This window comes from Amycolatopsis cihanbeyliensis, assembly GCF_006715045.1.
Classification (GTDB): Bacteria; Actinomycetota; Actinomycetes; order Mycobacteriales; family Pseudonocardiaceae; genus Amycolatopsis; species Amycolatopsis cihanbeyliensis.
The window spans coordinates 1,216,488-1,240,047 of record NZ_VFML01000001.1 but is presented as its reverse complement, the minus strand read 5'-3'; the positions used below and the strand labels follow the sequence as shown (position 1 = coordinate 1,240,047).

Annotated in this window: 26 protein-coding genes; 10 read left to right on the top strand and 16 right to left on the bottom strand. The window is 68.1% G+C overall.

Annotation, left to right across the window (positions count from 1 at the left end):
• Positions 1-59: 59 nt before the first annotated feature.
• The 4 genes from FB471_RS34875 to FB471_RS05260 form a co-directional block, all read right to left on the bottom strand.
• On the bottom strand, positions 60-278 hold the full coding sequence (locus FB471_RS34875; RefSeq protein ID WP_141996202.1) for a helix-turn-helix domain-containing protein: 219 nt from the start codon (positions 276-278) through the stop codon (positions 60-62).
• A gap of 225 nt (positions 279-503) precedes the next feature.
• Entirely contained in the window at positions 504-890 is a 387-nt protein-coding gene (locus tag FB471_RS05270; RefSeq protein WP_141996201.1) for a hypothetical protein, read from the bottom strand.
• The gene (locus FB471_RS05265) at positions 872-1,141 is read right to left on the bottom strand and encodes a hypothetical protein (RefSeq protein ID WP_141996200.1); all 270 of its coding nucleotides are present in this window, start codon (positions 1,139-1,141) and stop codon (positions 872-874) included. The genes FB471_RS05270 and FB471_RS05265 overlap by 19 nt, the downstream gene beginning before the upstream one ends.
• The gene (locus FB471_RS05260; RefSeq protein WP_141996199.1) at positions 1,138-1,416 is read right to left on the bottom strand and encodes a hypothetical protein; all 279 of its coding nucleotides are present in this window, start codon (positions 1,414-1,416) and stop codon (positions 1,138-1,140) included. The genes FB471_RS05265 and FB471_RS05260 overlap by 4 nt, the downstream gene beginning before the upstream one ends.
• A gap of 156 nt (positions 1,417-1,572) precedes the next feature.
• Here FB471_RS05260 and FB471_RS05255 point away from each other — a divergent pair, with 156 nt between their 5' ends.
• Complete coding sequence (locus tag FB471_RS05255; RefSeq protein WP_141996198.1) at positions 1,573-2,298, top strand: DUF5753 domain-containing protein; 726 nt, start codon at positions 1,573-1,575, stop codon at positions 2,296-2,298.
• Positions 2,299-2,316: 18 nt separating this feature from the next.
• Complete coding sequence (locus FB471_RS05250; protein WP_342779401.1) at positions 2,317-2,526, top strand: DUF397 domain-containing protein; 210 nt, start codon at positions 2,317-2,319, stop codon at positions 2,524-2,526.
• A 112-nt stretch (positions 2,527-2,638) separates the two neighbouring features.
• Here FB471_RS05250 and FB471_RS05245 read toward each other — a convergent pair whose 3' ends face one another.
• The 3 genes from FB471_RS05245 to FB471_RS05235 all read right to left on the bottom strand — a co-directional run bounded on the left by FB471_RS05245 (position 2,639) and on the right by FB471_RS05235 (position 7,499).
• Positions 2,639-3,823: a lipase family protein gene (locus FB471_RS05245; RefSeq protein WP_141996197.1), complete on the bottom strand. Its 1,185-nt coding sequence runs from the start codon at positions 3,821-3,823 to the stop codon at positions 2,639-2,641.
• Complete coding sequence (locus FB471_RS05240; RefSeq protein WP_246076248.1) at positions 3,820-5,007, bottom strand: PucR-like N-terminal domain-containing protein; 1,188 nt, start codon at positions 5,005-5,007, stop codon at positions 3,820-3,822. Before FB471_RS05240 ends, FB471_RS05245 begins: the two co-directional genes overlap by 4 nt.
• A gap of 176 nt (positions 5,008-5,183) precedes the next feature.
• Complete coding sequence (locus tag FB471_RS05235) at positions 5,184-7,499, bottom strand: ATP-binding protein (protein ID WP_141996196.1); 2,316 nt, start codon at positions 7,497-7,499, stop codon at positions 5,184-5,186.
• A 167-nt stretch (positions 7,500-7,666) separates the two neighbouring features.
• Between FB471_RS05235 and FB471_RS05230 the strand changes: the two genes are divergently transcribed.
• Entirely contained in the window at positions 7,667-8,500 is an 834-nt protein-coding gene (locus FB471_RS05230; RefSeq protein WP_141996195.1) for an SAM-dependent methyltransferase, read from the top strand.
• Between the two features lie 149 nt (positions 8,501-8,649).
• On the opposite strand, the gene FB471_RS05225 is transcribed toward FB471_RS05230, so the two are convergent.
• Positions 8,650-8,943 carry a helix-turn-helix domain-containing protein gene (locus FB471_RS05225; RefSeq protein WP_142001596.1) on the bottom strand — a complete coding sequence of 98 codons (294 nt, stop codon included), beginning with the start codon at positions 8,941-8,943 and terminating at the stop codon, positions 8,650-8,652.
• An 83-nt stretch (positions 8,944-9,026) separates the two neighbouring features.
• Between FB471_RS05225 and FB471_RS34445 the strand changes: the two genes are divergently transcribed.
• Entirely contained in the window at positions 9,027-9,239 is a 213-nt protein-coding gene (locus FB471_RS34445) for a hypothetical protein (protein ID WP_211357951.1), read from the top strand.
• An 827-nt stretch (positions 9,240-10,066) separates the two neighbouring features.
• Here the strand turns inward: FB471_RS34445 and FB471_RS05220 are convergent.
• The 4 genes from FB471_RS05220 to FB471_RS05205 all read right to left on the bottom strand — a co-directional run bounded on the left by FB471_RS05220 (position 10,067) and on the right by FB471_RS05205 (position 14,617).
• Positions 10,067-11,317 (bottom strand): beta-ketoacyl-[acyl-carrier-protein] synthase family protein, encoded by a 1,251-nt coding sequence (locus FB471_RS05220; protein WP_141996194.1) that lies wholly within the window; start codon positions 11,315-11,317, stop codon positions 10,067-10,069.
• Positions 11,318-11,351: 34 nt separating this feature from the next.
• Entirely contained in the window at positions 11,352-11,609 is a 258-nt protein-coding gene (locus tag FB471_RS05215; protein ID WP_246076247.1) for an acyl carrier protein, read from the bottom strand.
• A 215-nt stretch (positions 11,610-11,824) separates the two neighbouring features.
• Complete coding sequence (locus FB471_RS05210) at positions 11,825-12,586, bottom strand: thioesterase II family protein (RefSeq protein WP_141996193.1); 762 nt, start codon at positions 12,584-12,586, stop codon at positions 11,825-11,827.
• A 63-nt stretch (positions 12,587-12,649) separates the two neighbouring features.
• Positions 12,650-14,617: a glycosyltransferase family 39 protein gene (locus FB471_RS05205; protein ID WP_246076246.1), complete on the bottom strand. Its 1,968-nt coding sequence runs from the start codon at positions 14,615-14,617 to the stop codon at positions 12,650-12,652.
• A gap of 508 nt (positions 14,618-15,125) precedes the next feature.
• Here FB471_RS05205 and FB471_RS05200 point away from each other — a divergent pair.
• From FB471_RS05200 to fabG, 5 genes are all read left to right on the top strand, one after another.
• Complete coding sequence (locus tag FB471_RS05200; protein WP_170220707.1) at positions 15,126-16,004, top strand: alpha/beta fold hydrolase; 879 nt, start codon at positions 15,126-15,128, stop codon at positions 16,002-16,004.
• Positions 16,001-17,113, top strand: a complete 1,113-nt coding sequence (locus tag FB471_RS05195; protein ID WP_141996190.1) for a beta-ketoacyl synthase N-terminal-like domain-containing protein — start codon at positions 16,001-16,003, stop codon at positions 17,111-17,113. Before FB471_RS05200 ends, FB471_RS05195 begins: the two co-directional genes overlap by 4 nt.
• A 46-nt stretch (positions 17,114-17,159) precedes the next feature.
• Positions 17,160-17,417, top strand: coding sequence for an acyl carrier protein (locus FB471_RS05190; RefSeq protein WP_141996189.1), 258 nt, complete (start codon positions 17,160-17,162; stop codon positions 17,415-17,417).
• A gap of 70 nt (positions 17,418-17,487) precedes the next feature.
• A complete protein-coding gene (locus tag FB471_RS05185; RefSeq protein WP_141996188.1) occupies positions 17,488-17,973 on the top strand; it encodes a 3-hydroxyacyl-ACP dehydratase FabZ family protein in 486 nt (161 codons plus the stop codon).
• Positions 17,974-17,995: 22 nt separating this feature from the next.
• The gene (fabG, locus tag FB471_RS05180; RefSeq protein WP_141996187.1) at positions 17,996-18,742 is read left to right on the top strand and encodes a 3-oxoacyl-[acyl-carrier-protein] reductase; all 747 of its coding nucleotides are present in this window, start codon (positions 17,996-17,998) and stop codon (positions 18,740-18,742) included.
• A 63-nt stretch (positions 18,743-18,805) separates the two neighbouring features.
• Here fabG and FB471_RS05175 read toward each other — a convergent pair whose 3' ends face one another.
• From FB471_RS05175 to FB471_RS05165, 3 genes are read right to left on the bottom strand one after another with little or no spacing between them, the layout of a single operon-like run.
• Positions 18,806-20,512, bottom strand: coding sequence for a phytoene desaturase family protein (locus FB471_RS05175; RefSeq protein ID WP_141996186.1), 1,707 nt, complete (start codon positions 20,510-20,512; stop codon positions 18,806-18,808).
• A gap of 40 nt (positions 20,513-20,552) precedes the next feature.
• Positions 20,553-21,281, bottom strand: coding sequence for a 2-hydroxychromene-2-carboxylate isomerase (locus FB471_RS05170; RefSeq protein WP_141996185.1), 729 nt, complete (start codon positions 21,279-21,281; stop codon positions 20,553-20,555).
• Between the two features lie 4 nt (positions 21,282-21,285).
• A complete protein-coding gene (locus FB471_RS05165) occupies positions 21,286-22,308 on the bottom strand; it encodes a hotdog family protein (RefSeq protein WP_141996184.1) in 1,023 nt (340 codons plus the stop codon).
• Positions 22,309-22,786: 478 nt separating this feature from the next.
• Between FB471_RS05165 and FB471_RS05160 the strand changes: the two genes are divergently transcribed.
• A complete protein-coding gene (locus FB471_RS05160; RefSeq protein ID WP_141996183.1) occupies positions 22,787-23,005 on the top strand; it encodes an MbtH family protein in 219 nt (72 codons plus the stop codon).
• A 147-nt stretch (positions 23,006-23,152) separates the two neighbouring features.
• On the opposite strand, the gene FB471_RS05155 is transcribed toward FB471_RS05160, so the two are convergent.
• Entirely contained in the window at positions 23,153-23,488 is a 336-nt protein-coding gene (locus FB471_RS05155; protein ID WP_141996182.1) for a hypothetical protein, read from the bottom strand.
• Positions 23,489-23,560 lie beyond the last annotated feature (72 nt).

Here is a 23,560-nt window from a genome sequence, read left to right as displayed (position 1 = left end):
TACGGCCGTCAGGTAAGGTTCGCCAGGATGGTGCATCCGGGCGGTAGCGGACGTCGGGTCTAGTCGTTTCCTGGACGGCTGCCGCCCCGGGAGCGAAGGGTGGTTCTGGCTTCGGTGAGAAGGCGATGGACGAAGCCGTAGGAGCGGCCGCAGGAGTCCGCGAGAGCGCGAATGCTGTCGCCCTGCTCGTATTGCCGTTTCAGTTCCTCGGCGAGTTCCGTCCTTTCTGGACCAGTGAACCGGACTCGCTCCGCAGTAGCCTTGGTTGGTGTGGTCATTCCGTTATTCCCTTTAATCGGCCTGATTTGTGGGTAGGTGGGACTACCGGACCTGCGGCGGTGACCGTTGCCTTGCCAACGCGAACTCCTTTCCTGTTAGGACCGGGACCGGGCGCACGGTGCCCGGGGATCGGCCGCGTCCGGCCGACACCGGGCGCCCGGTCGGGAAGGCGAGTCGAGCGCCCGTGGCTGGGTCCGCGCCCGGCGCTCGATCCCGCCGAGTCGTCAGTCGTAGCCGAGTAGAGGTACGGCGTCCGGGTTGCGTGAGCACCATGCGCGGACCCACCGGGCGAGATCGGCTGAGGTGCAGCCGGTGACCGCGCCGTCGTCGGCGTCCCGGCGGAACGCTCGGGCCGCCTTGGTCGCGGCGGCCTTCGAGTAGCACTCCAGGGGCAGGTAGCCATGGTCGGGAATGCACAGCAACCAGATGCGGGAGTTCTCGCGAACCTGATAGCCGAGCTGGAGCCGTTCCAGCCGGGGGCGGCGGTGCAGCAGCAGCCCGGCCACGTTCCAGGCCGGCACCGTGGCGTGCACAGTGCCGTAGGAGTCGGCGAGCGGGACCTCGATCAACTCGTCCGGCACCTCCGGGCCGGTCACGACGACGGCGGACATAGCCGATCGGCCTGCTCGGCGTGGACGGTGCAGTACAACTGTTTCTCGACGTGTCCGTGGTCATCCAGGACCACGCGGCGCCACCCGGCCAGGTGGGGGCGGCTCCGCGGCTGTTCCTGGCAGACCTCGCCGCAGGCCGTGCCCAGCGGGATCGCTTCCCAGCGGGGCAGGTTGGGCACGAGGGACCTGTCGGGTGGGCTGTCGAGCAGGGTCAGCGCATCGGCCACCGTGAGCCCGCTGTCGCTGGTCACCGTTCACCGCCGATGCGGTGCTCGGCAAGCAGGACTCGGCCCGCCTCGGTCGGGACGACCCGGTACACGCGGAGATCGTCTCGGCTGACCGGGGTCAGGCCGAGGATGCCGGTTCGACGGAGGTAGGTGACTACCTCGACCGTGTCTGGTCCGTATTCGGTCAGTCGTGCTGTTGCCGGCCAGTGCATGACGTGTTCGCCGTCGCTGGTGCCTGCGGTCAGGTAGATCTCGTGACGCTCGGCCGTTTCGAGCAGACCCGGTCGGGGCGCTGTCACGCTTGGTCGCCGTCTGTCCGCGTTGAGACGGCGGGAGATGTCCGCGAGTGACCCCAGCGTGTGCCGTGACGTGCTCGGCGAACTCTGGTCACCGCGAGTTCGGATGTGTCCGTTCGGTCGGCTAGCATCCTCGGTGCCTCCTAGTCGGACTCCCGGATGGAGAACGGCCAGAGTGCCGAACCACTCCGCGTCAAGCACGCGCTGGAGGCATACGGCGCTCCGGCGGACGTTGTCGCCGAGATGGTCGAGATCGCCAAGGATGGCCGTAAGCGCGGCGCCATGCGCAGGCGGTACGACGATGTGCTGCCCAAGCGGCTGGCCGAGTACTACGAACTCGAAGACGAAGCGGACACGATATCCCTGCTCGAAGGCGAGTTCGTGCCGGGCCTCGTGCAGATCAAGGAGTACGCGCGGGCGCTCATAGCGTCGTACAGCCCGCATGTGCGGCCCGAGGACGTGGACCGCCTGCTCGACATTCGTATGACGCGGCAACAACGTGTTACGGCGGGTGATCCGCTCAAGCTGAGGATCTTGCTGGGCGAGGCCGCTCTCCATACCCAGGTCGGCGGCCCAAGGGTCCTTCGTGAGCAACTCGAGCACTTGCTCGACCTGACGTCCAACTACGAGACGATCGAGACCCGGGTACTCCCGTGGGTTGTGGGAGCACGGCCAGCCCTCGGCCGGAACTTCACGATCCTGGAGTTTCCGGACCCAGACGATCCGGCCGTGATCTTCGCTGAGAGCGTGTCATACTTCGTCCTGGAGGACGAGGACGACGAGGTCGCTGCCTTCCAGACTGCGTACAATCAGTTGTGGGAGCTGGCTTCCGACGGGACCAGCTCGGCGCGGTTGATCGAGCAGGTAGCTTCGGTCCTCACCTGAAGTTCTACTGAAGGCGGCATGATGTCGACACCGATTCCCGCAGGGACGACCTGGCGAACAAGCACGCGATCGCAGGGCAATGGCGCGTGTGTCGAGGTGGCCGCGTCCAGCCGTCTGGTCGCGGTGCGGGACACCAAGAACCGCAATGGTGGGCACCTCACGCTCACACGCTCAGCCTTCGACGCATTCCTCGACACGATGAGGGAACGCGCTCAGCACCTCAGCTGACCCGCACGGCGCCGACTCGTTCCAAGTCGGCAGGAGTAGTGGCCCGGTCGCCCGCCGACCGGGCCACTTCACGTTGGCTTCCGCGCACATTCCGTACGTCCGCCGGCGCGGCTCAGCAGTTCGAGGTGACCGGCTTGCCCGCGAACCGGTCGGCGATGAACTGGTGCGCGGCCTCGTTGCCGGTGTAGACCAGGGTGATGTGGTCGGTGTCGTAGGCCCGCCAGGTCACCGGGACGCCCTGGTCGCAGTAGGACCGGCGCAGCCGCTCCGCCTGCGGGAACCACACCAGGTCGTCCCCGGTCGCGTGGTAGTCGAACACCGGGACCTCGATCGGGGTGCCGCCGAGGACGTTCTCCCTGATCCTGGCCATCCACTCCGGCTGGATCACCGGGCTGGCGGTGGTGAACTCGGACAGCTTCCTGCCCCGGTAGTCCACCAGCAGCTCGAAGGTGCAGGCCTCCTGCCGCATCCGCGCGAACTCGGTGCGGCCCGCCTCGTTGAGGTAGGAGTCCAGCCGCAGTCGCGGGTAGGCGGCGTCCAGTCCCTGCAGCGCATAGGCGAGCAGGCCGAACCCGAGGCCGCCGTCGAGCTGGATCGACACCTGCGCCAGATCGGCGGGAACCCCGCCCGCGGCGACGCCGACCAGGTTCAGCTCCGGGGCGTACCCCGGCTGCATCTGGCCCGCCCACATCGCCGCGCCGCCACCCTGGGAGTAGCCGCGGAAGGCCACCTCCGCCTCCGCCGACAGCCCCGCCACGGGCAGCCGCTGCGCCGCCCGCACCACGTCGATCACGGCGTGCCCCATGGCCCTGCCGGTCACATAGGTGGTGTCCGGCTCGGGGTGGTAGCCCTCGTAGTCGGTCATCGCCACCGCATAGCCGCGGCCGAGCAGATCCTCCAGCGCGGGCTGCTCGTAGAAGGCACCGATGGACAGCATCTTCGACGGGGCGCAGCGGAACGCGGGGCCGTGCGTTCCGGGGGCCATGGCCACCACCGGGGCGGTGGCGGGATCGACGTCCTTGCCCAGCAGCACCGTGCCGGTCACCACGTTCGGCTCGCCCAGCGCGTCGGTGGAGTGGTACATCACCTGCCAGGCGTCCACGGTCTCGTGGGCGGGTCCCGCCGTGCCGGGGCGCCAGCGGATCACCTCGCCCGGCTGCCCATCGGGCAGCGGGGATGGCGGCTGGTAGAAGGCGTCCCCCGGCGGCGCCGGTTGCGGCGGTGCGGCCGAAACCGGGGCGCCCGCGGTCAGCACAACCGCGAGCACCAGGGCCGTGAGCAGACGGGACCGGTTCACTCGTCAACCTCCGTGACCTTGGTGGCAGTGGTTTCCCGCTCGGCGCGGAGTGCGATCTCCATCGCGAGCCGCTCGTCCGGATCGTGCAGGCGGCGCCCGAACAGCTCCTCGAGCTGCCGTAGCCGGTACCGGACGGTCTGCGGATGCACCTGGAGCCGCTCGGCCAGCTCCACCGCGCTGCCCCGCGACTCCAGCCAGGCGAGCAGGGTCCCGCCCAGCGCCGCCCGCCGTTTGCCGGTGAGCCCGTCGAGCGGGGCGAGGCTGAGCTTGCGCAGCTCGGTGAGCAGGAACCGGTCCGCGCGCAGCCACAGGCTGAGCAGGTGGTCGGTGCACCGGGTGACCGTGGCGTCCGGCAGCGCCCCGGAACACACCAGCTCCAGGGTGCGCCGTGCCCAGTGCAGCGAGCTCGCGGCGTCTCGCAGCGGCACGCTCGGCCCGGCCGCGATCCGCCTGCCGCCCAGTGCCCGCGCGATCCCGGTCAGATCCGTCTCAGCGGCCAGCAGCAGGCAGGGCCGGGCGTCGGTGAGGTCGGCCAGCGTCCCCTCGCCGAGTTCGGGAAGGTCCGGCTGCGCCGGGTGGCCGGATGCCTCGACGGCCACCATCGTGACCCGTTCCGGCAGGGTCCACCGCGCCTGCGCCGCGGCCGAGGCCAGTGCCCGCGGCGAGGCGGGTGGCGTGGCGAGGATCTGCTCCAACAGCAGACGCCTGCTGCGTGCCAGCCGCCCCGCCGACGCGGTCCGCGCCGCGTGGTACCCCCGTACCGACAGTGCGGACACCTGGTCCACGTAGCCGAACACCGCATCGGCACACGCACTCAGGCGGCCCGCGGGCACACCCCGCGCCTGCCCGAACTCGGCCAGGTGCCGCCAGGCCACCGTGCCCCCGAGCCGGTACGCGGACTGCAGCCGGTCCAGGCCGTTGCCCGCGTCGAACTCGGCCCTACCCAGCTCGCGGAACATCCTGGCACCGCGCTCCGGCAGCACCACGACGCGGCCCGGGGTGGCAAGGGCGTACCGGATGACCCGTTCGACGCCCTCCCGGAGGGCCGCGCCGAACGGGCCGTCCAGCCGCCGCGCGTACCCCGGTACCAGGTTCTCGATCTCATAGACGATCGCCTTGGCCATGATGCCGGCGTGCGGGTGGAACCCGCCGGCCGGTTCGTTGCGCTGCTCGGTGACGGTCATGGCGATCAGCGCTCGGGCTCGGTGTGCCGGGTCGTGTTCCGAGTCATCGGGACTGCCTCCGCGGTGCGCCAGGTGGGCCACGGTGGCCACCTTGGCGACACAGCGTCCCCCGCCCGCCGCGCGCCGCGCATCGTGAGGACTACGTACCTGGCGTACGTACCTCGGTGCTCGCCCGGTCAGGACCGGCGGGACTCCACGAACCAGGCGGCGATCTGTGCCCGGCTGGTGAAGCCCAGCTTGCCGAGGATGTGGTCGACGTGGGTCTCGGCCGTCCGGCGGGCGATGACGAGGCGGTCGGCGATGTCCCGGTTGGTCAGGCCCTGGGTCACCAGCTCGGCGATCTCGGTCTCCCGCTTGGTGAGTGGATCGGGCGGAGGCTCCACAGTGGCCTCCGCTCCGTCCTGCGCCTCGCCCAGTGCGTGTCGCACGGCCTGCTCCGCGGACAGCTCGGCACCGGTGGCGAACTCCTTGGCCGCCTCCTCGGCCCCGAGCTCGCCGGTCACCAGGCCGATGTCGCGTTCCATCGGTTCGACGAACGCGGCGTAGTTGGTGGGTGAGGCGCCGAGCCACTGCCACACCGTGGTCGCCGCGCCGAGCAACCGGGCGGCCCGGCGCGGATCCCCGCGATGCGTGGCGCAGCCGGCCATGACCGTCAGCGAGAAGGCGATGATCGCCCGGTCGTCGACGCGTCGTTGCAGCCGCAGCAGCTCCAGTCCCGCCTGCTCGGCCTGTTCCATGTCCCCGCGCAGGTACTCGGCGGCGCTGCGGGACCACAGCGCCCAGGACCGCCAGAACACCTCGCCGCGTTCGACGCACTCGGCCACGCAGTCCCGCAGCACCTGGCGCCCGCGCTCCAGGTCGCCCGCCAGGCTGATCGCGAGACCGTGGTTGTACCTCGCCCACAACAGCCCGCCGAAGTCCCGCTGCCGCCGGAACTCCTCGGCGGCCTGGTGGAACAGGTCGGCGGCGGTGTCCGCCTGGTCGTCGATCAGCGCCGCGTAGGCGCGCACGTGGTGGACGTAGGCACGGGAGCGCTCGTCGCCGAGTTCCTCGGCCGCGTCCGCCGCCCTGGCCAGCGCGGTGTCGAAGGCGGGAAGGTCGCTCTGCACGAGCGCGAGGAAGGCGTACATCCACGACCCGCTGGCCCTGCCGGGGGAGTCGTTCGGGGCGACATCGAGCAGCTTGCCCAGCCACATCCGCCCCTCGGTGTTGAGCCCGCGCAACACCCAGTACTCCTTCACGCCGTGCACCAGGTCCAGCCCCGCGGCTGCCTCGCCGGGCTCGGTCGAGCAGAAGTCGAGTGCCCCGCGCAGGTTGGCGTGCTCCTGCTTGAGCCGGGTGATCCAGGCGATCTGGTCGGCGCCGAACCACTCCGCGGCGAACTGCCTGGCCAGCTCCAGGTACCAGTCGCGGTGCCGCCGCCGCATCCGCACCAGGTCACCCGCGGCCTGCAACCGGTCCTCGCCGTACTGCCGGACCGGTTCCAGCATCCGGTAACGCACGACGTCGTCGCGCTCCTGCCGCAGCAGGATCGACTTGTCCAGCAGACCGTCCAGCACGTCCAGCACCGCATGCCGGTCCAGCCCGCCCGCCGAGCACACCTCCTCGGCGGCATCCAGGCCGAAGGTGCCGGAGAACACCGAGGTGCGTGCCCACAGCAGGCGTTCCTGCTCGGTACACAGTTCGTGGCTCCAGTCGATCAACGCCTGGAACGTCGCGTGCCTGCTCGGTCCCGACCGGCGGCCCCCGGTGAGCAGGGTGAATCGGTTGTCCAGCCGGTCGGCGAGCTGGCGCACCGACAGCGAGCGCAACCGCACCGCCGCCAGCTCGATGGCCAGCGGCAACCCGTCCAATGCCTGGCACAGCCGGGTCACGTCGGCGGCGTTCTCCTCGGTGATCGCGAACGACGGCACGACGGCCGTGGCCCGATCCACGAAGAGCTGGACACCCTCGTACTGCTCCAGCCCGGCGGTCGACTCGCCGGGCTCGGGGACGGCCAGCGGGGACACCGGCAGGATCCGTTCTCCCGCCACACCGAGCGACTGGCGGCTGGTCGCCAGCACGACCAGGTCGGGGCAGCCGGCCAGCAGGGTGCCCACCAGCCGCGCGCAGGCCTCGACCAGGTGCTCGCAGTTGTCCAGCACCAGCAGCAGCCTGCGGGCGCGCAGCTGCTCCACCAGCAGGTCGATCGGGGGACGCGCCGAGCGGTCACCCGACCCGAGGTGGTCGGCGACCGTGTTGACCAGCAGTTCCGGCTCGCGGAGCTCGGCGAGCCCGACGAACACCACGTCGTCGGCGAAGGAGGCCCGCGCGGCCGCGGCGGCCTGCAGCGCCAGCCTCGTCTTGCCCACCCCGCCGGGCCCGGTCAGGGTCACCAGCGACGCCGCGCCGAGCAGCCGCCGCGTCTCGATCAACTCGGTCCGGCGCCCCACGTAGGTCGTCCGCTCCGCGGGGAGTGGACCGAGCGATCGCCGAGCTGCGTCGCCGGACATCGTCACCTCCCAACGCCGGACCAGGAAGATCATAGTCGCGCGGCCGGGATGCCGCTCCGTGCCATGGGCAACGCTCGGCGATGGGGGTCATTCGGCGGGGCGACATGATCTCGGAGCCATCTCGTAGAGTAAGCGTCGGAACACGAAACGGGAGGGATGGCGGAGTTATGCGCGCGGACGAGGCACCGTACCGGACCCCGGTCGGGGTGGACCCCACACGCGCCAGTATCGCTCGGGTGTACGACGCGGTCCTCGGCGGCAAGGACAACTACGCCATCGACCAGGAGGTGAAGAAGTCCCTCGTCAAGGTCGCGCCGGAGGTTCCGATGATCGCCAGGGACAACCGGGAGATGCTGATCAGGATGGTCCGCTGGCTGGTCGGCCGGGCCGGCATCGAGCAGATCCTCGACATCGGTGCCGGGCTACCGACCGCGGAGAACACCCACGAGGTGGCCCGCAGGATGAACGGCGACGCCACGGTGGTGTACGTGGACAACGATCCGGTGGTGATCGCACACGGCAGGGCCCTACTGGCGCAGGACGTGAACAGCCACCTGATCGCGGCCGACCTCACCCGCCCCGAGGAGGTGCTGGACAGCGTGGCGGCCCGGCGGCACCTCGACTTCTCGACGCCGGTGGCGTTGTTGCAGATCGGAACCCTGCACCACGTGCCGGACGAACTCGATCCGTGGGCGATCATGCAGGCCTACGTCGACGCGTTGCCCAGCGGGAGCTACGTGGGCATCACGCACTTTCTCGACCCCCGCGACGACAGCCCGCGCGCGGCCCTGGCCCGCAGGCTGCAGGAGGTCATGCTGCACAGCCCGATGGGTTCGGGTCACTTCCGATCCCGCGCGGAGATCGAGCGGATGTTCTGCGGCCTGGACCTGATCGACCCGGGACTGGCCCTGCTCCCGCACTGGTGGCCGGACGGCCCCTCGGACCGGCCGTTGGCGGATGTGCAGCACCTGATCGTCGGCGGCCTGGCCCGCAAGCCATGAGCGGTGAGCTCGACCATGGCGAGCGACCCGCCGGCCAACCGAAACCTAAAAAAGTTCTGCAACCGCTCGCCAGGACGGGCGTGGCAGCCGGCCCGCCACCTCGACCCGAGACACGGGCCGGCGACCGGCTCCGGACCGTGCCCGGTCAATCAGGTCGCTATTCCCGCCGCCGAGAGAAGTTCCTCCGCCGAACTGCGTGACATGCTCTTGATGTTGTCTAGCAGGAGCAGGGCCGACTGCGCGGACAACAGAATGATCTCTCCCTCTCTGGTCAACTGGGCGCCGGCCGGGTTGCGCATGAACAGCCGCACACCGAGCGCGCGTTCCAAGCACTTGATCTGGTAGCTGATCGCCGGCTGGGAGTATCCAAGCTCCTTGGCGGCGAGGTCCATTCTGCCGATCTGCGCGGTCGCCACGAAGGCCCTCAGTTCCCTTTCGTGCACGGTCAAAGCCCCCAATCGTCCGTTTTTGCACCGGTTCTACAAGATAGGTGGTTCAAGCCTGTCGTGGTCGTCGTCCTTGGTGTGTGAGCGCGAGCCGGCACCCGGCTGGTGTAGGCTTCATCGAAAGGACGTTCAACCGACATCTTTTTGTGTTCCCCAGTTTGTTCGAATTTGCGGTGATCACCGCAATTCTGAGCCGGCGTAATCCGGATATTGTCCTGATTTCGGACAAGGTGGCTTTCCGGTGTGACGAGTTGATCACGCTCTGGGGCCGAGTCACGGTCACCGGATCGTGATGCACTTACCGCCACTCCCTCCGCCTCCTCGAACTCTTCAACGGCGATTCGAACATGGTGCGGTCACGACGGCATACCCTCGTCGCCACGACGAAGCCAACACGGGCGTTCACCCGCGGATACGACGCCAGGTATACACGTCATTTAGCGATGAGAAATCCGTTACGCGGCATGCTGCGTATGGCGCATGCACTCTACTCGTCAACTGCGAGTGGAGCAAACAATCTTGATGTCACGACACTGACGCGTAACAATAGCCGACTGTAACGGGCTTTACGCCTAGTAATCTTCACTCTAACCCCCAGGACTGTTCGGTATGACTACCTGAACTGAACGCTAGAGGAAGTCCGTGCTAGCGCGCTAGTGGCACTCGCAACTGCGTCCTGCTCAGGTCAACTACCATCATGCACGGCCACGCCCGCATCCGGCCACCGATTCGAAAAATTTGATGGCTATGGGTCCGATGCCGGCTATCGAAAGCTGACTTTTCAAATAAAAGCCATACTATCGACCAACATCAGGCCATCGATGCGATGCGGTACCGTCGATCGGTACTACATCGGCCGCCGGTGGTGCGGACGTGGTCTTCTATATCACCCCGCCAGTAATAGCTTGCGGGCAGAACGTACCACGCTTTCCGCCCGATCACGACGCCGGACCGGCAATGCGAACACGGTTCATGTACATGTCACGTTCTTGTGAACTGGTATGGCTGGTGTGTAAGCCATGCCGCTCGCGCCGCCCGCCGCGGGCCGTGCGGTCATCGACCCGGTAGGCCGGTGTGGACTGTCCGGCGCCGCGGGTTCTGCCCGGAGGGGTGCCTGGGGTCAGGAAGCCTGATGCTTACCGAGGACCACGATCGAGTTGTTGCCGCCGAACGCCAGACCGTTGTTCTGCACGATGCGCAGGTCGGCCTCCACCGACTGGTTCGGCACGCAGTCGATCTCGCACTCCGGGTCCGTCTCCCGGTGGTTGATCGTGGGTGGGATGAACCCATGTTTGATCGCCAGCGAGCAGGCGATGGCGGCGAGTGCGCTCGCCGCGCCCATGGTGTGCCCCAGCATCGACTTGAGAGAGATCGTACGGGGCGGAGTGTCGTCGAACACGTCCCGGATCGCCTGGATCTCCGTCACGTCGTTGGCCTTGGTGCCCGTTCCGTGTGCGGAGATCAGGTCGACCTCGTGTGGCTTGACTCCGGCGTTGTCGAGTGCGAGCCCCATGCATCTGGCGACGCTCGACTGGTCGGGTGCGACCTGGTGGAAGGCGTCACAGTTCAGGCCGTACCCGAGCACCTCGGCGTAGATGTGCGCACCACGAGCCAGCGCCGAGTCCAGGCTCTCCATCACCATGATGCCCGCGCCTTCTCCGGTCAGGATCCCCTTGCGGTCCTTGTCGAACGGACGGCAGACGTCCGGTGCGATCGTGCCGAGCCGGTAGAAGCCGGTGAAGGTCTTGCGGCACATAGCGTCGGCACCTCCGCACAGGGCGTAGTCCGCCTCTCCCGAACGCACCGCGTCATATCCGTGCCCGATGGCGTAGTTGCCTGCCGAGCAGGCCGTGGCGATGGTGGCGGCCTCGACGTTGGACAGGCCGAACTCCTGCGCGATGCACAGCGAGAGCCGCTCAGGCGATATCCGGCGTGCGATGTCCGGTCGCATGCTCTCCGGCCCGCTCTCGACCTCCATTCCCACCAGGTGATCGAGATCGTGAGACTCGCCGTCGGTCGTGCCGATGGAGATCACCCCGAGCTGGGACCGAAGCTGCTCCGCACTGAGGCCGGCGTCCTCGATGGCCATCCGGGCGGCCGCGACAGAGAACCTGCTCGCCCGGCCGAGCTTGTCCACGGGGAGATTGTGGATCCACTTCTCCGGCTCGAAGCCGACCACCTCGCAGCCATTCGAGTGGGCGAACCCCTCGGTGTCGAACACGGTGATCGGCCGGGCCCCACAACGCCCGTGGCGCAGACCTTCGGCGAACTCCTCGGCGCCGATGCCGATGCTCGAGAAAACACCGAACCCGGTAAGCACGACTCGCCGTGCCGTGGTGCTCGTGTCAGCGTCGCGCCACGTTGACGTCATCGTCCTCCCTCCTCCGACCGGTCACCCTGGTCAACTAGCTCGCTTCGATCGCCTCGGTGACGACCTCGTACACGCCCTTCAGGTTCACCATCCGGGTGAGCTCGGTCTGGTCGATCAGTACTCCGAACTGCTTCTCGAGTGCAGCCAGGATCTCGATCGCCAGCAGTGAGTCGGCGTCATGCTCTTCCTTGAAGAGACTGGTCTGTGTGACCTCTTCCTCCTCGAGCTCGAGAATGTCGCAGACAATTTCTTTGATCTGGGCCATGCGCTCGGCGTTGATTGAGGTAGTCACCTTGCGTCTACTCCTTCGAGTCGAACAGCGTGTCGTGCGGTGGTTGTACCCAGATCACACAGAATTTGTGGCCGCCCCGCAATCGGTGTTCGAACTTTCTGATACGTCCCGCGAAGTGCCCTCGTGTCGGCACGGCGCCGCCCGGCGTGGACGGTGACCATGCGGCACCGCTCGACCGCCGCGCCGGGTCGAGTGCGCGGTACAAAAAACGAACCCTACTTGACCAAATTTCCCTGAATGTCGATCTGTTCCGGTAGTCGTGCCCAAATATCGTCGGTGTAGAAGTGTCCGCCTGGCATTCTCGTTATCTGGAATGGCCCGGAGGACACCAGCCGCCACCGTTCCGCGTCCTCGGCTCCGACGGAGCTGTCGTCCTCGCCGTAGAGCACCTGCATCGGTGCGCTGACGGTGGTGCCGTGGCGGTAGCGGTAGGACCGGCTCACCCGCATGTCCGCCCTGAGCAGCTCGACCGCGATCTCCCTGAGGTCGGGGTCGGAGTGGATGACCTCGGGCAGTTGCCCGGCATCACGCATCCAGGCCAGCAACTCCTCGTCGGTGTTCTCGGGGCACGGCGTCCGCGGGTACGGGTTGGCCTGGCAGTCGATGGGGGACTCGGATGCCGAGACCACCAGTGACTCCGGGGCCGTTCCTGCTCGTTCGAGCCGGGAAGCGGCCTCGAAGGCCACCCACGCGCCGAGGCTGTGACCGAGCAACATGTAGGGGCGGGTGGTCAGCGGGCGCACCGAGGCCAGCACGTCGACCATCAACTCGTCCCAGCTGCGCGCGAACGGCGTGGTGAACCGGCCCTCCCGCCCCGGGTAGCAGACGATGGCCAGCTCGACGTCCTCGGGCAGCACGGACGCCCATGGCCGGAAGGTGGCCGTGCCCCCGCCGGAATAGCCGAGACAGACCAGAACCCGCTCCGCGTCCGGCCGCGGTAGCGGACGCAGCACTGTCGAACCCGACGCACGGGTCATTACCGATCACCCCTTGTCGGTTGGTCGGGGAACTCGCTCGTGACGTTCCGTTCGTCCTGCCGGTCAGCCCTGGCGCCCGGCGCAGTCGTACAGCATCCAGCGCGTGCGGGGACCAGGCTGCGCCTGCGCGCCCGCTCCGCCACCGCCGGGCTGGGCGCCGGGAAGCTGGAAGTACTCTTCCGGATCGACCAGGGTGCAGTGCTGCTTGACCCAGGCGAGGTTCCGCTGCGCCGTGGTGGTGCCCGCGGTGCCACCGGGGGCGGGTGCGTTCGGCGGCTGCGCGCGGTCGACCACGTACCGCAGGTCGCCGGATTCGACGTGCCGGACGAAGTCCCGCTCGGCAGGGAACGGGATGTCGCCGACGAAGCCGCCGATCGGCAGGATGCTTGCCCCGTGCTCGATGATGAAGGCCGAGGCCAGCCCGGAGTCGGGGGTGGCGAAAAGGTACTTCTGGCCGTCCGTGCCCGACCGCGCGTGCCGCAACAGTGCCTGCCCTTCGGGCGACAGCATCCTGCCGCCGCTCTGCTCCATGCTGGCCACGATCATCTCGGCCTGCTTCTCCAGCGCGGCCAGCATGCTCTGCTTCTGGTCGGCCGGAAGATCCGCGTACTGCAGCTCGGCACCCATGGGGCCGGCCGCCGGGTTGGCCATGATTCCCGAGTAGGCGGCCTTGTCCGTGGTCGCGACGGTCCAGGCCGCCGGAGCGAGGAGCATGGCGACAAGGCCGGTCGCCACCCCGGCGGGGACGGCGGGCTTCGGTACCCGGGGGAGAACCCTCGCCAGGGCGAGCAGCACGACGGCGAGGCCGCCGAACACCGCGGTCGCGGGAGCCAGCCAGGTCAGGAAGTTGTCGAAGCGTCCGGAAACGACGATCGACCAGACAGCCGTGGCCGCGATCGCCGCGGGAAGCAGCCACGCCTGCCATCCGCCCTCGCGGTAGGCGCGCCACAGGAGCACCAGCCCGACGCCGAACAGGGCGGCGAGTCCTGGCCCGAGCACGATGGAGTACGCGACATGGTTGACGACAGCCGTGCTGAACACGGCACCGAAGGTGACCAGCCACAACCCCCACAGCAGCAGGCCGGCACGGAGCAGGTCGGTTCGGGCCGCGCGGGCCCTGCTGGCAAGGCCGAACACGAGCCCGATCAGTGCCACCGGGAACAGCCACATGGCCTGCGGTGCCATCGAGCCGAACAGGGTCGGCAGCAGACCGGTCTCGAAGGGCGTGTCCGTCCGGCTGCCCTGCCCGGCGGAGAAGATCGAGAACCCGTTGTACCCGAACACCATGCTGAACGGGTCGTTGTCGGTGGTGCCGTCGATGTAGGGGCGGCTGCTGGCCGGGGTGAGCGACACGATCACCAGCCAGACGCTGGACACGGCGATGGTGACCGCTCCGGCGATGCCGACATGGGCGAGGCGGCGCAGTGGTTTCGGCGGTGCCGCCACCAGGTACGCGACGGCCAGCGCGGGCAGGGTCCCCCAGGCCACGAGCATCTTCGCGTGGGTGGCCAGACCGACCCATACCCCGGCAAGGACCAGCGAGCGGAGGCTACCGGTGCTGATGGCGCGCAGGGCGGCGTCGGCGGCCAGCGCCAGCAGCAGGGTCAGGAAGGTGTCCGGCCAGGTGACATGCGCCAGCGCGGCCGCGACCGGCATCGCCGCCATGGCGCCGGCCGCGAGCAGCCCGGCCGCGGGACCGGCCAGCCGGCGCGCCACACGGTACAGCACGAGCACCGTCAGTACCGCCGCGATCACCTGTGGCAGTAAGGCGGACCAGGTGTCGAAGCCGAAGATGCTCGCGGACAGCGCGGCGGGCCAGAGCCCCCCGGGTATCTTGTCCAGGGTGATCGATGCGGCGGGGTCGAAAGCGCCGAACAGGAAGCCCGACCAGCTCTCGGACATGCTGCGCACCGTCGCCAGGTAGACGTCGGCGGATCCGTAGAGCCTGGTGGTGAGGTCCCATCCGTACACCACCGCGCTGACGGCGGCTATGAGCAGCAGGGCCGGCCGGGCCCAACTCGGCTGGCCCACCGGCGACAACCAAGGCGGGCGGCGACGGGACGGCTCGGTACCTGCGTCATCGGGCCTTTCGGCGTGCGACCCGTCCAAGGTTGTGACGAGATTCATGGAAACGGATCATGCGTCAATTCGGGTGACGTCGTCAAGTTCTGATAGAAATGTTTTATACGTCAACTCTTGAATTATTCGTGACGTCGACCGATTCTAGTCCTCTTGTGGTCGTCGTTCAAGTTTTCTCGACGCGTTTTCGCTGGCCCGCATGGTGGATTAATTATCTGTCGTAGTCGTGAACGTGCGTTATGTTAATCCGTGGAGATGATCGGCCGCCATGCTGTGCAAAGTTCTTGAAGCGTCCTTGTCGGCGATGCCGCGGCACTGTTATGAAAGATTTCACCGCCTGGCTCTGGCCGAGAGGATGACGCATGCCGAGAGACAGGAAGCAGCAGCGCAGTTGTCCGCGTCGAGTCACCGAGCTCGAGCGAAAGGGAATCCGGCGCGGCCGGAACCGGGAGGTACGCCGATGAGCCCGACAGCGTCCGGCCTGGTCACACGGCCGTCGCCGGACGTGTCACCCCTGACGGTCGACCGCAGGAACGCGGGCCCGGGGAGTGGGGCCGGTCCGCGGATCCTCCTGCTGCACGGGCTCGCCAACAGCGGGGCCGTGTGGGACGGTTTCGTCGACCGGTGGCGCGCGCGGGCCGAGGTGTGGACGGCCGAGCTGCCGTGGCGCAACGACGGCGACCCGGTATGGGGCCACGAGGGTGAGCCGAGCCGGTGGATCGAGTCCGCGCTCACCAGGGTTCCCGGCGGGGTCGACCTGGTGGTGGCCCACTCGATGTCGGCCAACCTCCTCGTCGAGCTGCTGAACCGCCGAGCCGCCGACATTCGCCATCGTTACGGCCTCGCCGGCGCGGTCCTGGTGTCCCCGTTCTACCGGCGGGAGGTGGAGGACTTCCGGTGGTCGGCGCTCGGCGACCTGATAGCCCGGTTCGAACACACGATGCGCGAGGGCATCCGGATGCATGCCACCCGGTCGATCGACCCGGAGCTGCTCGACGACCTGGCGCTGCGGGTCTGCGAGCGGGTGGGCCCCCATGGCTGGGTCAGGTTCCTGGATACCTACCTGCGCACCCCGCTGTTGCGCACCGAGCTGATCACCTTGCCGTGCAAGGTGATCGTGGGCGCCGACGACACCACGGTCCCGCCTGAGGAGGGCGTCGCGCTGGCCGAGGACCTGCCGGCGGGGACCGCCGAGCTGCTCGATGGCTGCGGCCACTTCCCGATGCTGCGTGAACCCGACCGATTCGCGGCGATCGTGCATCACTTCCTGGACACCCTGGGACACCGGCCGAGTCTGTCCGGCAAGGTAACCGAACCATCCGCTGGAGGGAACTCATGACCGCGCGGACCGCCGCCACGAATCCGGTCATCTCGAACTGGTCCGCCGTCTCGCCGTTCGGCTTTGGCCGTGAGGCCTACGTCGAGGGCCTGTGCTCGGGGCGGGACGCCGTGACCGACCTCGACGCGGAGCAGTGGCAAGTGCCGGTCGGCCGAGCCGGTCTCGTTCCGGGCTTCGACCTCAGGAAGGTCCTCGGCAAGAAGGGGACTCGTTCGATGGATCGGGTGACCGGGCTCGCCGTGGCCACCGTCGGCGGGTTGCTCAATGACGTGGACGGCAACCGGCTGATCGAGACGGGGGAGCGGACCGGGCTTGTGCTCGGCACCACGACCGGTAGCGCGCAGAGCATGATGGACTTCACCCGCGACTCGCTGACGGCCGACAAACCCTTCTACGTTGACCCGGCCCGGATGCCCAATGCCGTGATGAACTGTGCCGCCGGGCAATGCGCGATCTGGCACCAGCTCAAGGGACCGAACACCACGATCGCGGGTGGCCGGACCGCGGGGTTGTTCGCGCTCAAGTACGCGGGCAGGTTGCTGGCGACGGGACGCGCGGGCGAGGTCCTCTGCGCCGGCGCGGAGGAGTACAGCCACGCGCGTGCCTGGCTGGAGCACCACAGCCGCGGCGAGGAGGCAGCCGGCACGGTGCTCGGTGAGGGGGGAGCGGTTCTGCTGGTCGAACCGCCCTCGCCCGCGGGACACGGAAGGCAGCCGCTTGCCGAGATCCTCGCCGTGGAGTCCAGGGTGTACCTCGAGGGAGACCTGCGTATCGTGCTGGACGCCTGCGTGCGCGGTGCCCTGGATCGGTCCGGCCTCGCCGCGCGGGACGCGTGGGCGGTGGTGCCGAGTGGCCCGCCCGGAGCCGCCGGACGCTACGAGAGTGAAGTGCTCGGCGAGCTGTTCGAGGCACCGGCCCTGCGGCGGGTCCCGGATCTGAGCAGGCTCGGCGACACCTCCGGAGCGTCCGCCACCTTCCAGCTGGTGTCGGTGCTCAGCGTGGCCGAGCGTGCCACCGAGGCCAGCGGTGAGGCGGCCGTGGTCACCTCGGTGGACCCCGACGGCACCGTCGCCTGTGCCGTGCTGAGGCTGCTCGGCGGGAACCGGTGACGAGGACATCCGCCGTACCACACGAAGAAAGCGAGAATCCACGAAGATGACCATTCCCGAGGAAACACTCGACAAGGAAGAGCTCCGCGTCACGCTTGCCGACGTGATCGACGTGGAACCCACCCAGGTGTCGGACGACACCGACTTCATCGACCACCTCCAGGTCGACTCGCTGCTCGCGCTGGAGGTCGTCGTCGCCCTGGAGAAGAAGTACCGGGTCAAGTTCACCGAGACCGAGATGCGTTCGGTTCGGACCCTGCGCGCGGCTCATGGGTTGCTGCAGGGGAAATTGCGCGAGTCGTGAGTCGCAGGGTGAGCCCGGTGGCCGTGGACGCGGCGACGATCCGGCTGAGGCACCGGAGAGAGGACCGAACATGATCACTGCGGCCGAGGTCAGGAAGCTGCTGCCGCACAGGTACCCGATGCTGCTCGTGGACAAGGTCCTCGACGTGGTCCCGGGTGAGCGACTCACCGCGATCAAGGCGGTTACCTGCAACGAACCCTGGTACGCCCACGCAGGCGAGGATGCCCGAGTGGAGGACCTCGCCTACCCGGAGACGTTGCTGCTGGAGTCGTGGGGCCAGTCGGCGGGGATACTGGCGGGCATGGGCCGCGCGGAAGTGCAGAGCGGCGAGGTCATGTTGTTCGGTTCGATGTCCGAGGTGGACATACATCGGAAGCTTTACCCTGGCGACGTCGCCGAGCACCGGGTTCGGGTGACCCGTGCCCTGAGCGACACGGTGATCTTCGAAGGCGAGAGTCTCCTCGAAGGAGAACCGCTGCTGACCGTATCCAAGATGGTGATGACGTTCCGCCCCGCCGAGGTACTGCGGTCCGCCGAGCCGGTAACGATGTCCTAGCGGACCAGAACGGAGAGGATACATGGCAGAGAGCGAAGCTCGGGTTGCTCTGGTAAGTGGCGGTTCGCGTGGCATCGGGCGGGCCGTGGTGCACCGGCTGGCCGAGGAAGGGTTCGATGTCAGCTTTTGCTATCGCTCCAACGAGGAGGCCGCGCGCGAGCTGGAGAAGGAAGCCGGTGAACGAGGCGCGCGCGTTCTCGCCGTCCATGCCGACGTGTCCGAAGCGGACTCGGTGCGCGGCTGGATCGAGCGGACCGAGAGCGAGCTCGGCGCGATCGACGCCGTGGTGACATCGGCCGGGATCACAAGGGACAACCCGCTGCTGATGATGTCCGATGAGGACTGGCATGGGGTGCTGGACACCAACCTGGATGGTGTCTACAACGTGTGCCGGTCAGTGATCTTCGAGATGATGAAGCGCAAGTCCGGTTCCATCGTGAACATCTCGTCCGTCGCCGGGGTCTACGGCAACGCGACCCAGACCAACTATTCCGCCTCCAAGGCCGGTATCATCGGCTTCTCCAAGGCGCTGGCCAAGGAGGTCGGCCGCTACGGGATCCGAGCCAACGTCGTCGCGCCGGGGTTCGTCGAGACGGACATGACCGGGAGCCTCACCACCAAGGTCCGGGAGCGGGCACTGGAGACTATCCCGCTACGCCGGATCGGCCGGGCCGACGAGGTCGCGGATCTGGTGTCGTACCTGGTCTCGGATCGGGCCGCCTACATCACCGGCTCGGTACTGCAGATCGACGGCGGGATCACCATCTGACCGCCCGGCCCGTACCTGGCCCCGCGTCGCCGCCCCGCCGATTCGGCGGGGCGGCGACGGTGCTCAGTCCACCGCTTGCGCCATGCGGCGCCGGGTGGCGCCCCGGCCACGTCGAGCCGCGCCCCGGCAGACATCCCGTGGATCCCACTCCGGGTCCCGTTCCGGGAGCAGCGCGGGCTCACCGAACACCGATCCGCGATGCGCCTCCGACAGCAGCCGCCGCCCGAGGATCTGGCCCGCGCACATGATTCCGCTGACCATGACGCCCGCGACGCCACTGCCGTAGCGGGTGTTCGCACCCACAACGTGCAGGCCCTCGACGGTGGTAGCGGTGTCCGGCCACTTGGCATTGCCCCACTCGGCCAGGCCGCAGGGCGTTCCGCCGCTGGAAAGGATGTAACGTTCGTGGGTCAGTGGTGTCGCCGCCTCGAGATGCGTGATGTGATCCCGCAACGGCCCGATGGCGCGCTCCGCGGCACGGAGAGTGGCCTCGACATACCATTCCTTCTGTTCCCGATACGTCGGGTTGCGCCGGTAGGGCACACCGGCCGCGGGGCCGCCCTCGACGCCCCACCAGTGGTACGCGGCGGGACTGGGGGTCATCACCTGGAGGTTGGCGTGCCCTGGCGGACAGATGGTGCGGTTGTCGGGATCCTTGCGCGAGGCGAACGAGGCGAACAGGAACCGCACGTCGTCGGCCTCGCCCCGGCTCACCTTGTCGAAGTACGTGTCGATGTCCTCGTCGTACCACCAGAGGTTGGCGTTGGGACGTTCCCGTAGGTCGGTGTCCAGGCCGAGGTAGAGCACCAGCCACGGCATGCTCATCACCGCCGAACGCGTGCGATCCACGGTCTTCGCGGGAAAGTGCGCGGCGCCGGCGAGCTCGAGCACGGTGCGCCGGTAGTCGGCGTTGGAGACGACGAGGGGAGCGGTGATGACCTCGGAGTCGCCAAGGCCGACGCCGGTCACCCTGCCACCCTCGACGAGGATCTTCTCGACCCTGGCGTTGGTTCGCACCTCACCGCCGTGCGCCTCGATGACCTCGACCAGCCCGGCCGCGATGACCTGGCCGCCGCCCGCCGGGTAGTACGCCCCGCGCAGGTAGTGGTCGAATACCGAGGTGTGCCGCCCCACCGTGACCTGCCGTGGGGTGAGGCCGTAGTTCGGGGCCTGCGCGGCGAGCACCGTTCGGGCTCGTGCCGACAGTCCACAGTGGTCGAAAAGCTGGTCGAGCGTTCGCCTGCCCCAGCGCCGGGTGGTGCCGCACTGGTTCGCGAGCTCCACAGGCGTTACCTCTTCGCCCGCGAGCAGGGCGAAACGCTGTTCCTCGGCACTCGCGATGCTGATGTCTACGAACGCGTCCACCGCGTCCGCCTCGTCCGGCAGGGCGGCTTTCAGCCGTTCGCGGTATCGCGACCAGCCGGTGGGCACGTCCAGTTCGAGTCCCTGCACCCTGACCTGGTCGAAGCCGTCCGGATCCATCTCGAGGAACTCGGTCCGGCCCGCCAACCCCACGCCGTTCAGGATCGCGGGGATGATCCCGTCCTGCCCGCAGTCGCCGAGGTAGTGGATGCCGACGTCGAACTCGTACCTGCGGCGCCGCCGGAACACGTGACTGTTGCCGCCTGCCACGGAGAACTGCTCGAGTACCAGCACCCGGCGGCCGGTGGTGGCGAGGTAGGCGGCGCAGGTCAGCCCACCCAGCCCGGCACCGATGATGATCGCGTCCCATTCGGACCGTGGTTCCGCCGGGTTCGACTGGGTGTTCACGTTTCTCGACCTCCGGTCGCTGTTGGGTGACGCCTGGTACTCAGCCGCAGCCGCCTGCGTGCCCGGCGTCCGCACCGGCCGGAAGCAGCTCCGCGTTCGTTCCGGGAGCGGGCTCCCGTTCCGGCAGCGTCGCAGGCTCCGGCTCGGGCTCCCCGGTCAGCGAGCTGACGAACTGGCTGACCCGGTCGAGGCCCCAGAACTTCTCCCTGCCGCTGATGAAGAACGGAACGCCGAACATCCCGTCCCTCGCCGACCGCTCGAGCAGGGCGGCTCCGCGCTTGCGCAGGTCCTCGTCCTCGGCCGCGCCGGCCAGCCGCCGCGAGTCGAGACCGAACTCGGCCGCGATCTCGGCTATCACCTCAGGGTCGGAGATGTTCTTGTTCTGCTCCCAGCGTGCCCGGTACGCCGCGGCGGCGAAGTCCTTGCCTCGCCCCTCGTCGTCGGCCAGTATCCAGGCCAGGTGCGCGACCTCCCAGCAGGGGTTCTGGTCGATCGGCCAGGTGATGTCGTGCAGCCCGCGCGCCCGCGTCAACCTGCGGGTGTCCTGCAGGATGTAGAAGTTCTTGGCACGGCTCATCGCCACGGTCGGCAGGGTGACTCCCTGGTCGGAGAGTATCTCCTCGGTGCGCGCGTCCGGCTCCCAGAACGGCAGCCACTCGATCGCGTCGAGTACGTCCGGGCGCATGGTCACCAGGTCCCGGTACGCCAGCCAGGAGTACGGGCTGCGGAGGGAGAAGTACCAGCGTGGGTTGCGTTTCGCGGCGGCCACGGTGTCACCCCCTGACGTCCGGCCGGTCCGTGCCCTGGATGGCGCGGAGTACGTGGTCGTCGAAGGTCAACGGCATCTCCCACTCGGCCGCCGCATGCGGTTTCGCGGCGTAGCCGTGCACGATGCTGCCGGTCGCGGTTTGCACCAGCCTGCCCTCGCGAACCACGTAGCAGTCCATCCGCGAGGTGTAGAGCATGTTCTTGAAGATGTTCTCCACCGTGTAGACGGTGTAGACGTCCTCCTCCATGATCGCCTCGTCGGTGAGCGTGAGCTTGCACTGGGTGACCACCGGGATCCACCCGCGCTCGTCGAGCAGCTTCTTGATGCTGATGCCCCGTGACGCGACGAACAGGTGCTTCGCCTCCTCCATCTGGCGCAGGTAGCCGGACATCTGCATGCGCTCGGTGAAGTGGCAGTAGTAGTAGGGGATTCGCCACTTCCAGCCGAACGCGTTGGTGTCCCCGATGATCTCGGCGAGTACCGGGTCATCAGCGGGCGCGCCGCGGCCTGTCGTGAGGTCGAGGTTGTCCACGGGAGACGAGGCGAGTGGCCGCGGCTCCGCCGTGGCCAGCCGGGGTGTGGCGAACCGGGCCAGCTCGTCCGGAACCGGATCCGGATCGACCACGGTTTCGTCCTGCCGCAGCCGGACGGTCACTTTGGCGGCGACGGCCTTGACCCGCTCGCCACCGCGCACGAGCCTGCCGGTGACCGCGAACCGCAGTTCGGAGTCGCCGTCGGAGGATTTCGGCAGCACGTCGAAGGTCACCTCGTCGTCGAGGGTGACCACGGTGATCAGGCGAGCCTCCAGCCCGACCACATCGAAGTTCAACCCGTGCTCGAGGTACAGCTTGGTCGCACCGAGTCCGATGGCCCGGAAGTGGTCCAGCACCGCGTGTTCGATCAGGTAACACACGTGTTTGAACCCGATCGCGGTGTTGATGTTTCCGCCTTCGTACCCCGGGCGAAGCGTCACCGAGCTGGGTTCGTTCAGCAAGGTTTTGACGGCCGTATCGGACACCGTGCTCATATGCCATGGCTCCTATGCGCAGTCGGCTGTGCCGGGACCACGCCGGTCCCGTCGATGGACGACGGTATCGACTCCGATCCCCGGTGGGCAGCCCGCATTGAGGATTTCATTGAGTGGGGAGGGCGAGCCGAATCCGCCCAGGCGATGGACCGTGGCCGGCCGCGCAATCGGGCTTCAAGAAGTCTATACGGTGTTGGTGATGCCGGTGGCCGGCTGTTACAAAAGCAGTGTTCCGAGGGATGGCTATTCAGAACGACCCAGCGACCGCGGGCCGCCAGGCCCGTGCGAGCGGTCGTTGCGGGCCACAGCGCCAGTGAGGCATGCTCCGGATCTGAATAGCCCGACTATTGGGTAAGACACAGAGATGAGGGGTTGTCCTGTCGCGATGCCGACATGGCACATCGCAGACCTGAATAACCCGGCTTTTGAATATGACACGAGGCGTCCGCTCCGGCGGCGATGAGTCGAGGACAGGCGAATGACCAACCCTTTTGACGACAATGACGCGAGCTTCTTCGTGCTGGTGAACGACGAGGGGCAACACTCGCTGTGGCCGGCCTTCGCGGAGGTTCCGAGTGGCTGGACGACGGTGTACGGCGAGGACAGCAGGCAGGCCTGCCTTGACTACGTCGAGGAGAACTGGACGGACATGCGTCCCAAGAGCCTGATCGCGGAGATGGAGGCCAGCTCGGCCTGACTCATCCTTGCTCCATGACCGGCGAGGGTCTCCCGTGGCGGTGCGGGAGACCCTCGCTTTTGCTTTGCTCCGCCTTGTGCTCTGCGTCGGGGTGCCGTGTCCAGGGGCGGGAGTCGCCCCCGGACACCGCAACGACGTCCGCTCGGCTCAGGTGTCTCGTGCAGGTGGTTGCCGGAGCAACTGGCTTCGTGCCTGCCCTTCGACGCGCACGTCCCGCTCGGTGGGCAGCGGCCCGCGTGCGGCATCAGGCTTCGCCACGTCACCGCCGCGGATTCGGTCGGTCAGTTCGACGAGCGAGAAGCGGATCGCCGTTGCCGCGGCTCTGCTCGCGTACAGTGCCTCCTGCGCCGCCTCGGTGGACGGTACGGCGCGATCCTGGCGCGCGTGCTCCATGGCCCGCCCGATGCTGCTCGCGGCCTCGAGACAGGCCAGGTACGCGTCGACGAGTGGCTCGCCGTTGTTCCACGGAGTGAGCGTTTCCACGAATCGGTGAATGTGCGGTTGCGATTCCTGGATCGGATCATGGGCTGGCTCGGCGACAGCCCGGATGGAGTC